Genomic DNA, 12,345 nt, shown 5'->3' with positions numbered 1-12,345 from the left:
TTGTGGCTCTATCGAGGTGCGGACGATTCCCTCGTGCGCAGGGTGGTCTGGAGCGGCCCGAACTCGGGCACCTGCTCACCCCGGATCTGCGCGAGCAGGATCCGCACCGCCCGACGCCCGAGCTCGGGGAAGTCCTGATGCACGGTGCTCAGAGTCGGCGCGACATGCGCGGCGACGGGGATGTCGTCGAAGCCGACGACGCTCACATCCTCGGGCACGCGGACGCCGGCATCCCGGAAGCCGTGCATCAGACCGATGGCCATCTGGTCGTTCGCGACGAACACGGCCGTGAAATCGCGGCGGCGCGACAGTTCCTTGCCCGCGAAGTAGCCGAAGTCGGCCGTCCAGTCGCCGCGGATGGGCGGGAAGGTCGGAAGATCGGCTTCGCGCAGCGCGTCCAGGTACCCGCGCATGCGCGACTCTGCCTCGATCCAGTCCTGGGGCCCTGCGATGTGGATGATGTCGCTGTGTCCGAGCCCGATCAGATGCTCGGTGGCGGCGCGGGCACCGGCGACCTGGTCTGCCGACAGTGTCACCCCGTCGGAGCCCGAGGCGGTCTGCAGCGACACGAACGGCATCTCGACCGCCATGCCCTTGAGCACATGGAAAGCCCGCACCTGCGGGGCGAGCACCACGATGCCGTCGACCTGCTCGCGCGCCAGCTGCCGCAGGGCGTTGCCGATCGCCTCCGGCGTCGTGGCCGAGAGGTTCAGCGTCGAGACCGAGTACCCCTCCTCGCGGGCGGCATCCTCGATCCCGACGATCGAGGACGTGGGCCCGAACTCCCCCACGGTCGCCGCGAGGATGCCCAGCATGTTGGACTTGCTGGTCACGAGCGCCCGCGCTGCGAGATTGGGCCGGTAGTCGAGCACCGCGATGGCGTCGAGCACCTTGGCCTTGGTCTCGGGGCGGATGCTGGCGTGATCGTTCAGCACCCTCGAGACCGTCTGGTGCGACACCCCCGCGAGTCGAGCGACGTCGCGGATGCTCGGCATCCGGGCACGCTCGGAGGCAGTCGACATCACAGACCTCCTTGTATGTGCACGGTCACATCGTCACTTCATTATGTACGCCAGGCGCGCCGAACGCACGTCGCCGACGTGAGGGGGCGGCGGGGCGGGTCAAGCGAGGATGCGCGCGCCCGGCACCGGGCCATGCACGTGCAGCGACTCGAGCCCGTGCTCGCGCAGCAGCGACTGCACTTCCTGCGCACCCTCGGGGCTCGCGCAGAGGAGTGCGACGGTGGGCCCTGAACCGGACACGATCCCCTGCAGCGCACCGGCATGGATGCCACGCAGGATCGTCGTCTCGAGTTCCGGCCGCTCGTGCAGGGCGGCTTCCTGCAGGTCGTTGTAGATGCTCTCGGACAGCAGATCCGGGTCTCCCGAGCGCAGCGCCTGCAGCACGGGCGCCGGAACCTCGAGCGACAGCGGCGGATCGTCGGCGAGCGCGCCCTCGGCATCACGCAGGGCATCGAGCCGCGCGTACACGACCGGCGTCGACAGGCCCTCGTCACTCGGGACGAGCACCCAGTCGAAGCGTCCCCTCGCCAATGCCGGGTTCAACTGGTCTCCCCGACCGGTGCCGACGGCGGTGCCGCCGTGCAGCGCGAAGGGCACATCGGCACCGAGGCGTGCTGCGAGCTCGTGCAGGCGCGCCGTCGAGAACCCGGTGCCCCACAGCGCATCGCAGGCCACGAGGGCGGCAGCGGCATCCGCTGACCCGCCTCCCATGCCTCCGGCGACCGGCACGCTCTTGCGGATCTCGAGCGCCACCCCGCCGCCGTACTCGGCTGCGGTCGCGAGCAGCTTCGCCGCCCGCATCGCGAGGTTGCGGTCGTCCAGCGGCACCGTGTCGGGATCGTCCACGCCCGACACCGTGATCGAGAAGTCGTCGGCGTGCCGGGCGATCACGTCCTCATAGAGCGACACCGCCTGGAACACGGTAGCCAGCGCGTGGTACCCGTCGTCGTGACGGCCGCCCACGCCCAGGTAGACGTTGATCTTGCCTGGCGCGCGCACGTGCACGGAATCGACGGGGGCGGCGAAGCTCATCTCGGTCTTCCCGTCACAGCTCCGTGGACGACGCCCACAGGTCGACGTCGATGGCGCCGGCCGCCTCATCGATGCGGCTGAGCTCGTCGGCCGTGAATGCCGGTCCGTTGACGGCGGCGATGTTCTCGTCGAGCTGCTCGGGGCGCGACGCCCCGACCAGTGCGGAGGCGACCACCGGGTTGCGCAGCGTCCACTGGATCGCCATCTGAGCCAGCGACTGCCCCCGCCCCTCGGCGATGGCGTTGAGCGACCGGAGCGTCTCCACAGCGGCATCCGACAGCGGAGCATCGGGCAGCGACCCGCGCTTCTGGGCCCGGGCTGCGGTGCCGTCACCGAGGTACTTGTCGGTGAGGAGCCCCTGCGCCAGCGGCGTGAAGGCGATCGCGCCGACGCCGGACTGCTCGAGCTTCTCGGTGAGCCCGTCTTCGACCCAGCGGTTGAGGATCGAATAGGCGGGCTGGTGGATGACGAGCGGGGTGCCGAGCTCGGTGGCGACGGCGACGGCCTCGGCCGTGCGCTCGGCGCTGTACGACGAGATGCCCACGTAGAGCGCCTTGCCCTGACGCACGAGTGTGTCGAGTGCTCCGATGGTCTCGGCGACCGGGGTCACCGGGTCTGCACGGTGCGAGTAGAAGATGTCGACGTGGTCGAGACCCATGCGCGTGAGCGACTGCTCGGCACTCGCGAGGATGTACTTGCGGCTCCCGAGGTCGCCGTACGGCCCCGGCCACATGTCCCAGCCCGCCTTCGACGAGATGATCAGCTCGTCGCGATAGGGGCGGAAGTCCTCGGCGAAGATGCGACCGAAGTTCTTCTCGGCGGAGCCGTAGGGCGGCCCGTAGTTGTTCGCGAGGTCGAAGTGGGTGATGCCCCGGTCGAACGCGTGACGCAGCAGTGCGCGCTGGTTGTCGAGCGGGATGTTGTCGCCGAAGTTCCACCACAGGCCCAGCGAGATCGGCGGCAGGTAGAGCCCCGAGGAGCCGACCTGGCGGTACTCGAACTGCTGGTAGCGGCTCTCGTCGGCAGCGTACGGCCGGTGGAGCTCAGGGACATTGGGACGGAAGCGGGGAGACTCGGTCACCGTGCCAGGTTAGCCGGTGATGACGGTGTCTTCGATCTGGGCGACGTGCCGCGCAATACGGTGATAGTCGTCGACCGTGAGATCCTCGCCGCGGGCGGTCGGCGCGACTCCTGCCGCGATCAGGATCTCGGATGCCGCGGCCGAGCTGCCGAAGAGCTCGGACAGCGCCTGACGCAGCATCTTGCGGCGCTGGTTGAAGGCGGCATCCACGATCTTGAAGGTGAGTCGGCGTTCATCCTCCGTGCCGCGCTCGCCCTCCGACCGGTCGAAGCCGACGAGGAGGCTGTCGACGTTGGGCACCGGCCAGAAGACCTGACGGGACACGGTGCCCGAGAGCCTCCATTCGCCGTACCAGGCCGCCTTGACGCTCGGGGTGCCGTAGATCTTCGACCCTGGCTTGGCCGCGATGCGCTCGGCGACCTCGGCCTGCACCATCACGACGCCGCGCTTCAGGTACGAGAAGTTCTCGAGGAAGTGCAGCAGCACGGGGACGGAGACGTTGTAGGGGAGATTCGCGACCAGCACGGTGGGTTCGCCGGGCAGCTCGGTGATGCGCAGCGCGTCGGCATCGACGACCGTGAGCCTCTCGGCGGGAACGCCGTGCTCGACCGCGGTCTGGGCGAGTCGGGCTGCGAGCCGGTGGTCGATCTCGACGGCGGTGACGGATGCCCCGGTCTCGAGGATCGCGAGGGTGAGCGAACCGAGCCCCGGCCCGACCTCGACGACCCGCTCCCCCGGCTGCACGCGGGCGGCGTGCACGATCTTGCGCACGGTGTTCGCATCGACGACGAAGTTCTGTCCGAGCTTCTTGGTCGGGGTGACGTCGAGCTCAGCGGCGAGGCGGCGGATCTCGGTGGCGCCGAGCAGGGTGACTGTCATTGCTCCATTGTCCCCCACCCCTCACCGGTGTCCGAACCCGCCAGTAGTCTTCTGTGGTGCCCTCCCTCGGTGAACTGATCGCGCCCCGTCGGATGGGCAGGGATTTCCGCTGGCTGCTCGCATCGTCGTGGACGAGCAACGTCGGAGACGGCGTCGCTCTGGCGGCCGCTCCCCTGCTCATCGCCTCGATGACGTCATCGCCGATCCTCGTCGCCGCCGGCGCGATCATGCAGTTCCTTCCGTGGCTGCTGTTCGGGCTGCACGCCGGTGCGATCGCCGACCGGTTCGACCGCCGACGCCTCGTGATGTTCGCCAACGCGGCGCGGGCCGTGGTGCTCGCAGGTCTCTGCGCGTTCCTGCTCACCGGCACGGCGAACATCTGGATCGTGCTCGCTGTGGCCTTCCTCTACGGCACGGCAGAGGTCTTCGTCGACACGGCGGGAAGCACGCTGCTGCCGATGCTCGTGAAGCCCGCCGATCTGGGCATCGGCAACGCGCGTCTGCAGGCCGGGTACCTCGTCGCGAACCAGTTCGCGGGTCCTCCGCTGGGAGCCTTCCTCTTCGCCGCGGGCACGGCGTGGCCCTTCCTGCTCGAGGTCCTCTGCGTGCTCCTCGCGGTCGTGCTGATCTCGCGCATGGCCCGCACGCCGGTTCCGCCCCGGGCGACGGGCGACGCCGAGAAGACGCACGTGCACACCGACATCGCCGAGGGCCTGCGGTGGCTCTGGCAGAACCCGCCGGTGCGGATGCTCGTGCTCATCATCCTGGTCTTCAACGTGACCTGGGCGGCCCCCTGGGGCGTGCTCGTGCTCTACGCCACCGAGCACCTGAACATGGGCGCCGTCGGCTATGGAGCGCTGACCACGGCGTCCGCCGCCGGTGGCATCCTCGCCACGCTGTGCTTCGGGTGGCTCGAACGACACGTGTCGTTCGCGACGCTCATGCGCGTCGTGCTTTCTCTCGAAGTGCTGATGCACCTCGCCTTCGCGCTCACCAGCACCGGGTGGGTCGCGCTCGTGATCATGTTCGTCTTCGGCGCCTACGCGTTCATCTGGGGCACGATCTCGACGACCGTCCGTCAGCGCCTCGTGCCGCCCGAGCTGCAGGGCCGGGTCGCCTCGGTCAATATGGTCGGCGTGTTCGGCGGCATGGTGATCGGACAGGCACTGGGCGGCGTGATCGCGCAGTTCTGGGGTCTCACCGCTCCGTGGTGGTTCGCGTTCGTCGGCGCTGCGCTCACACTGCTGTTCGTGTGGAAGCCGATCTCGCAGATCGTGTCGGCGAAGCCGGTCTCCGACACGCAGGCGATCGAGACTCAGTCGAACGAGCCGTAGACCCGCAGGGTGTTCGCGGCGAGCTGGGCAGAGAGCTCGTCGACCTCGATGCCGAGCTCGGCTGCCATGAAGCGCACCGTGATTGGCACGAGATACGGGGCGTTCGGCCGGCCGCGCAGCGGCGTCGGGGTGAGGAACGGCGCGTCGGTCTCGACCAGGATGCGATCCAGCGGTGTCACCTTCAGCGCGTCGCGCAGATTCTGCGCGTTCTTGAACGTGACGTTGCCCGCGAACGACAGGTGATATCCGGCATCCGCACAGATCCGGGCCATCTCGTCGTCACCCGAGAAGCAGTGGAACACGGTCCGGTCGGGGGCACCCACCCGCGTCAGCGTCTCGAGGACCGCGTCATGCGCGTCGCGGTCATGGATCTGCATCGCGATGCCATGCTTCTTGGCGAGCGCGATGTGCGCCTCGAAGGACTCGAACTGCGGTGCTCGGCGCTCGGGCTCGGTGCGGAAGAAGTCGAGCCCCGTCTCGCCGATCGCCCGCGTGCGGGGGTGCGCGGCGAGCTCGTCGATCACCGCGATGGCCTCATCGAGGCGCCCATCTTCGGCGTAGGCAGGCGCGTCGTTCGGGTGGATCGCGACAGCCGCGAGCACACGGGAGTCCGATTCCGCCGCCTCGACCGCCCACCGAGAAGACTCGATGTCACCCGACGCCTGCACCACCCCGGCGATGCCCACGGCCTGGGCCCGATTCAGCTGCTCGGTCAGCGACAGCGGCTCATCGCCGTCGAGGATCTCGAGATGCGCGTGGTTGTCGTACACGGGCACGGACAGCGGCTCGGGGGCCGCCGGATACCGCAGGTTCTTGCGTCCCTCGCCGTCTCGCTGCTGCACGTACGTCATGCTCAGGCGTTGGACTCCACACGCGGGAACAGCGGGCTGAGGCCGTTGACGCTGGTTCCGGGGCGCAGCGCTCCCCAGGCTCCGGCCTCACGGATCGGCTGATCCTGCAGACGTCCGAGGCTCTCGGCAGCGCCGAGGGCGACCCAGAGCTTCTCCGTCGACTGCGGCATCACCGGCGAGAGCAGCACCGCGAGCGCACGCAGGCCCTCGGCGCAGGTGTAGAGCACCGTGCCCAGACGGCCGCGCTGAGCCTCGTCTCCGCTGTTCGCCTGCTTGGCCAGCGCCCACGGCTCGTTCGCGGTGATGTAGCCGTTCAGCGCATCGACGATCGTCCAGATCGACGAGATGGCCTCGTCGATGCGGAACTGCTCGATCGCGGCATCCGCGTTCGACGCCGCATCCGCGACGATCCTCTGGATCTCGAGATCCTTCTCGGTGTAGTCGGCGGGGGGCGGCACGATGCCCTCGAAGTACTTCTCGATCATCGCCGTGGTGCGCGAGGCAAGGTTGCCGAAGCCGTTCGCGAGCTCGGCCTGGTAACGGGCCGAGAGGTCCTCCCACGAGAACGACCCGTCCTGACCGAACGCGATCGCGGAGAGGAAGTAATAGCGGTACGCGTCGGAGCCGAAGACATCGGTGATCTCGGTCGGTGCGATGCCGGTGAGCTTCGACTTCGACATCTTCTCGCCGCCGACCAGCAGCCAGCCGTGCGCGAACACGCCCTTGGGCACGTCGAGCCCGGCGGCCATCAGCAGCGCGGGCCAGATCACCGCGTGGAAGCGCAGGATGTCCTTTCCGACCACGTGATAGGCGGGCCAGCGGCGGTCGAACGTCTCCGGATCGGAGCCGTACCCGACGGCGGTGGCGTAGTTGAGCAGCGCGTCGACCCACACGTAGATGACGTGCGACTCGTCCCACGGCAGCGGGATGCCCCAGTCGAACGTCGAGCGCGAGATCGAGAGGTCCTTCAGCCCCTGGCTGACGAAGGAGACGACCTCGTTGCGCGCGGAGTCGGGGCGCACGAAGTCGGGCTGCGTCTTGTAGAGCTCGAGCAGGCGGTCCTGGAACTCGCTGAGCTTGAAGAAGTAGTTCTTCTCCTGCAGGAGTTCGAGGGGCTTCGAGTGGATCACGCACACCTTCAGACCCTCGAACGGACCTGTGCCGTCGACGATCTCGGACTCGGGCTTGAACTCCTCGCAGCCGACGCAGTACAGCGCCTCGTACTCGCCCGCGTAGATGTACCCGCGGTCGTACAGACGCTGGAAGAACGTCTGCACATTGGTCTCGTGGCGCTCCTGCGTGGTGCGGATGAAGTCGTCGTTCGCGACATCGAGGGTCTTCAGCAGCGGGAACCACGCCTCGGTGACGAGCTTGTCGACCCACTCCTGCGGGGTGACGTTGTTCGCCGCCGCCGCGCGGAGCATCTTCTGGCCGTGCTCGTCGGTGCCCGTGAGCATCCACGTGTCATCGCCGCCCTGACGGTGCCAGCGCGCGAGCGCGTCGACCGCCACCGAGGTGTACCCGTGACCGATGTGAGGCACATCGGAGGGGTAGTAGATGGGCGTGGTGATGTAGAACGATTCGCCTGCGGGCATGGGGACAATTCTAGGTGGGATGCAGGGGGTCGTTACGCTCAGGCGACCGAGACCTCGATGCGATGCCACCCCTGAGCGCCGTCGGGCACGACGTCGGCCGGATCCGAGGTCTGCGTCTCGCCGTCGGCGCTGATCGCCCGGCACTCGATCGTGTGCGCTCCGCTCTCGGCCGACCAGTCGAGGCGCCACTGCACCCAGGTGTCGTCGGAGATCGCGGTGGCGAGCTCGGCCCGACGCCATGCGCCCTCGTCGATCCGCACCTCGACGCCCTCGACTCCCACATGCTGCTGCCATGCCATGCCGGCGATCACGGCGTCACCCGCCTCGATCCGAGTCCCGCGACGGGGCACGTCGATGCGCGACTGCAGGTTGATCGGTCCGCGCTCCGACCACCCGCGGTCGGTCCAGTACGCGGTCGCCCGGTCGAACCGCGTGACCTCGAGGTCGGTCACCCACTTGGTCGCAGAGACATAGCCGTAGAGCCCCGGCACCACCATGCGCACCGGAAAACCGTGCTCGATGGGCAGCGGATCACCGTTCATGCCGACCGCGAGCAGGGCGTCGCGGTCGTCGGTGAGAGCCTCGAGGGGTGTCGAGGCCGTGAATCCGTCGGACGAGGTCGACAGCACCATGTCGGCGTCCGGGTCGACGCCCGCCCGCGCGAGGAGCTCGCGCACCGGATGCCCGAGCCACAGGGCGTTGCCGATCAGGTCTCCGCCCACCTCGTTCGACACGCACGCGAGCGTCACATGCGACTCCTGCATCGGCAGGGCGAGCAGTTCGTCCCACGTGACCACGATCTCTCGGTCGACCATCCCATGGATGCGGATCGACCAATCGGCCGGGTCGATGCGCGGCACGATCAGAGCGGTGTCGATGCGGTAGAACTGCGCATTCGGGGTGACGACGGGCGCAAGCCCCTGGATGTCGAGTTCTGCGGCGACCGGCACTGCCGGCGCCGGCGTGGCGGCCTTCGGCAGGCGCAGTGTGGACCGCACCGCCTCGATGGACCGGGTCACGCCGCGGGCCGCGTTGCCGATGGCGAGCGCCACGATGCCGGTGGCTGCGACGCCGACGGTCCACAGGAGGAACTGTCGGCGCTCCTCATGCTCGGCGCGGAGATACGGCACCGGGTGCACCTTGCGCATGAGCAGCCGCAGCGCGACGACCGCCGTCACTCCCGCGACGAGGCCGGGGAGCCAGGCGAACGGTCCCGCACCAGGACGGATCATCGCGGCCACCAGAGCGAGCACGCCGAGAGCAGCGAGGATCGTCGACCCCACTCCCGCCCGGCGGGATTCCAGGATGCCGGCGAGCGCCGCCAGTCCTGCCAGCACGATGGCGATCCCGGTGAGGAGCGCGACCTTGTCGCCGGTGCCGAACAGCGCGATCGCGGTGTCCTTCGCCCAGCTGGGCGCGAGGTCGATGAGCCCGCTGCCGATCACGGCGAACGGACTCGCGCTCGGTTCGACGATGGCGGCCACCAGCTCCGCCAGGCCGACCGCGACGACCGCCGCACTCAGCCCGGCGGCCGCCGATCGGAGCCTGTCACYGCGCGTCGTACGGGTTGCATGGCTCATGATCCGAGGGTAACCCCGGGGCAGAGCCCCGGGGTCGTCCGGCTCAGAGCCCGTTACGACGCGCGACCTCGCCGAGCCAGGCGAGCGACGGCTTCGGCGAGCGCTCGAACGTCTCGTGGTCGAAGCCGATCAGGCCGAAGGTCGGACGGAATCCGCTCGCCCACTCGTAGTTGTCGAGTGCACTCCAGTGCTGGTACGCCTTCACCTCGATGCCGTCGGAGATCGCCCGGTGCAGACCCTCGAGCGCGCCCTGCGTGTAGGCGATGCGACGAGTGTCGTCGGCGGTCGCGATGCCGTTCTCGGTCACGAGCACCGGCACTCCACCGCTGCGCTCCCAGGCGCTGCGCACGCCCATCTCGAGCGCCTCGGGGAAGAACTCCCACCCGGTGAGCGTCGTCTCGACATCGTCGGCGACCGGCCGCGGCCCCTCGGGTCCGATGAAGGTGCGCGTGTAGGCCTGCACGCCGACGAAGTCGTCGCCCGCCGACTGGTCGAGGTACCAGTGATCACGCGGGTCGCCGTACTCGGCGAGCATCTCGTCTGCGCCGGGCTCGCCGGTGGAGTGGAAGGCCTGCGTGGCGATCGTCCATCCGGCCTGCACGCCCGAGACGGAGTGCAGGATCTCGGTCGCACGGTGGTGCGCGTCGAGCAGCGTGTCGGCGACAGCGAGGTCGGGGTTCGGCAGTCCGAACGCGACGAGGTTGGCCGCATCCTCTCCCCCGGCGAGCATCGCCGCGATGTTCGGCTCGTTGATCGTGCAGACGTAGGTCACGCCCTCGAGGATCGGCAGCACCGTCTCGACGTAGCGCGAGAACAGGTCGACCGCGTCGTCCGCACGCCAGAAGCCGTCCTTCTGGAACCACTGCGGCACGGTGAAGTGCATCAGGGTCACCGTGGGGTCGAGCCCGTTCTCGCGAGCCGTGTCGATCATGCGGCGATAGTGATCGAGCATCGCCCGCGAGACGAACCCGCGCTCGGGCTCGATGCGGGCCCACTCCATAGAGAAGCGGTACGAGTTCAGACCGGCATCCGCCAGCAGCCGCATGTCCTCCGGGTACCGGTGGAAGTGATCGGCGGCGTCGCCCGAGGGCTCCACCATGGGCGAGCCGGGAGCATGCTCCATGGCCCACCAGTTGCTGGTCGTGTTGTTCCCCTCCACCTGATGGGCTGCGGTCGCAGCACCCCAGAGAAAGCCGTCAGGGAATGTGAGCACGAGTGCTCCTTTCGTCTTGCGATGGTCTTCGGTCAGCGTTCGGCCCGCGCCGGGTTCGGCACCGCATCCAGCAGCTGGACCGTGTACGGGTCCTCCGGATGCTGAAGCACCTGAGATGTCTCGCCGCGTTCGACGACGCGGCCGCTGTTGAGCACGAGGATGTTCTCGGTGACGAGACGCGCGCTGAGCAGGTCGTGCGTGATGTAGAGCATGCTGATGCCCCACCGTTCGCGCAGATCCTCGAGCAGCGCGAGCACACCGGCTCGGAGCGACACGTCGAGCATCGACACGGGCTCGTCGGCGATCAGCACCTGCGGATCACTGGCCAGCGCCCGGGCGATGACGACACGCTGACGCTGGCCGCCCGAGAGCTGGTGCGGCAGCTTCGCCGCGAACTGCTCGACCGGCGTCAGCCCCACCGTCTCGAGCAGCTCGAGCACGCGAGCCCTCGCCTCCTGCCCTCGCAGCGGCGTGTAGTTGCGGATCGGCCGGCTGAGCGCGTACTCGACCGTGTGCAGCGGATTCAGCGCGGCATACGGATCCTGGAACACCATCTGCACGTCCTTGCGCAGATCGCGGAGGCCCTTGCGGCCCAGCGTCGCGACGTCGACGTCACCGAAGCGCACGGTGCCCTCGGTCTGCTTCTCGACCCCGGTGATGAGCTTCGCGATCGTCGACTTGCCCGACCCCGACGCACCCACGAGCGCCAGCGCCTCACCGGGCTCGAGACGGAACGACACGTCGTCGACCGCCGTCACGGGCTTCTCCCCCCGACGGGGGGCCGGGTAGCGCTTGGAGACGCCCTCGACCACGATCGCGGCATCGGCTCGTCGGGTGTCGCGCTGCGACACCGTGGGCAGGGTCTCGGTCAGATCGGTGCGCGAGTGCCCCTCGCGACGCCGGGTGCCGAGGTCGACGAAACCGGGGATCGAGATCGACTCGGCCCGAGGGTCGGCGTAGTGGCTCAGCAGCATCCGCGTGTACTCGTCCTGCGGCCGGTGCAGGATGTCGAGGCTCGGCGCGTCTTCGACGATCCGCCCCTCGTGCATGACCATCACGCGGTCAGTGGCCTCGAGCACGATGCCGAGGTCGTGACTGATGAGGATCGCGGTGAAGTGCTCGGAGCGCTGCAGGTCGCGGATCGTGTCCATGACCGCGTGCTGCACGAGCACGTCGAGCGCGGTGGTCGGCTCGTCGAACACCATGAGCTGCGGCTCGAGCGAGAGAGCCAGGGCGATCGACGCGCGCTGGCGCATTCCGCCCGACAGCTCTCCCGGGTACCGCGACAGCACGAGAGGGTCGAGACCCACCTTGCCGACCAGTTCCTTCGCCCTCGCATCCCGGGCGTCTCGGGCCACATGCCCGTGCGCGGCGAAGATGTCGCGGAAGTGGTTGCCGATCGTGCGGACGGGGTTCAGCGCGTTCATGCCCGACTGCAGCACCATCGCGAACCCGCCCTGACGCTGTCGACGCAGCTCCTCGGCGTCGAGGTCGCGGATGTCGCGGCCGTCGAACAGGATCCGCCCGTCACTGATGCGAGCCGGCGGCTTCTGCAGCCGTGTCAGCGCGAAACCGAGCGTGGACTTGCCCGAGCCCGACTCGCCGACGAGGCCGACGAACTCGCCCCGACGCAGCGTGAACGACACGTTCTCGACGGCGGTGACCGGCGTCGCACCCGGGGAGGCGTACTCGACGGACAGGCCCTGGACATCGAGCAGGACGTCGTTCGTGGTCGCGGGGGTGTTCGCTTCCATGGCG

The 12,345-nt window shown here is 68.8% G+C and carries 10 protein-coding genes; 1 reads left to right on the top strand and 9 read right to left on the bottom strand.

Going from position 1 to position 12,345, the window contains the following annotated elements; translation table 11 throughout:
- Positions 1-8: 8 nt before the first annotated feature.
- From AC04ME_RS09940 to rsmA, 4 genes are all read right to left on the bottom strand, one after another.
- A complete protein-coding gene (locus AC04ME_RS09940; protein ID WP_042537402.1) occupies positions 9-1,022 on the bottom strand; it encodes a LacI family DNA-binding transcriptional regulator in 1,014 nt (337 codons plus the stop codon).
- Positions 1,023-1,121: 99 nt separating this feature from the next.
- Positions 1,122-2,054, bottom strand: coding sequence for a 4-(cytidine 5'-diphospho)-2-C-methyl-D-erythritol kinase (locus tag AC04ME_RS09935; protein WP_042537400.1), 933 nt, complete (start codon positions 2,052-2,054; stop codon positions 1,122-1,124).
- A gap of 13 nt (positions 2,055-2,067) precedes the next feature.
- On the bottom strand, positions 2,068-3,135 hold the full coding sequence (locus AC04ME_RS09930; RefSeq protein ID WP_079113229.1) for an aldo/keto reductase: 1,068 nt from the start codon (positions 3,133-3,135) through the stop codon (positions 2,068-2,070).
- 9 nt (positions 3,136-3,144) lie between these two features.
- On the bottom strand, positions 3,145-4,014 hold the full coding sequence (gene rsmA, locus AC04ME_RS09925; protein ID WP_309690095.1) for a 16S rRNA (adenine(1518)-N(6)/adenine(1519)-N(6))-dimethyltransferase RsmA: 870 nt from the start codon (positions 4,012-4,014) through the stop codon (positions 3,145-3,147).
- Positions 4,015-4,070: 56 nt separating this feature from the next.
- Between rsmA and AC04ME_RS09920 the strand changes: the two genes are divergently transcribed.
- On the top strand, positions 4,071-5,348 hold the full coding sequence (locus tag AC04ME_RS09920; protein ID WP_228385542.1) for an MFS transporter: 1,278 nt from the start codon (positions 4,071-4,073) through the stop codon (positions 5,346-5,348).
- On the opposite strand, the gene AC04ME_RS09915 is transcribed toward AC04ME_RS09920, so the two are convergent.
- Genes AC04ME_RS09915 through AC04ME_RS09895 form a run of 5 tightly spaced genes read right to left on the bottom strand, consistent with a single transcriptional unit; the run spans position 5,330 to position 12,341 of the window.
- Entirely contained in the window at positions 5,330-6,199 is an 870-nt protein-coding gene (locus tag AC04ME_RS09915) for a TatD family hydrolase (protein WP_475434764.1), read from the bottom strand. The genes AC04ME_RS09920 and AC04ME_RS09915 overlap by 19 nt on opposite strands.
- A 2-nt stretch (positions 6,200-6,201) precedes the next feature.
- Positions 6,202-7,794: a methionine--tRNA ligase gene (gene metG / locus AC04ME_RS09910; protein ID WP_042537390.1), complete on the bottom strand. Its 1,593-nt coding sequence runs from the start codon at positions 7,792-7,794 to the stop codon at positions 6,202-6,204.
- Between the two features lie 38 nt (positions 7,795-7,832).
- The gene (locus AC04ME_RS09905; RefSeq protein WP_475434761.1) at positions 7,833-9,374 is read right to left on the bottom strand and encodes a molybdopterin-dependent oxidoreductase; all 1,542 of its coding nucleotides are present in this window, start codon (positions 9,372-9,374) and stop codon (positions 7,833-7,835) included.
- 43 nt (positions 9,375-9,417) lie between these two features.
- Positions 9,418-10,587 carry a glycoside hydrolase family 1 protein gene (locus AC04ME_RS09900; protein WP_042537386.1) on the bottom strand — a complete coding sequence of 390 codons (1,170 nt, stop codon included), beginning with the start codon at positions 10,585-10,587 and terminating at the stop codon, positions 9,418-9,420.
- A 32-nt stretch (positions 10,588-10,619) separates the two neighbouring features.
- Entirely contained in the window at positions 10,620-12,341 is a 1,722-nt protein-coding gene (locus AC04ME_RS09895; RefSeq protein ID WP_309690106.1) for an ABC transporter ATP-binding protein, read from the bottom strand.
- Between the last annotated feature and the right edge of the window lie 4 nt (positions 12,342-12,345).

This window comes from Microbacterium sp. LjRoot205 (assembly GCF_056175745.1).
The sequence above is the reverse complement of the archived record's forward strand: the minus strand, read 5'-3'. Positions and strand labels throughout refer to the sequence as shown.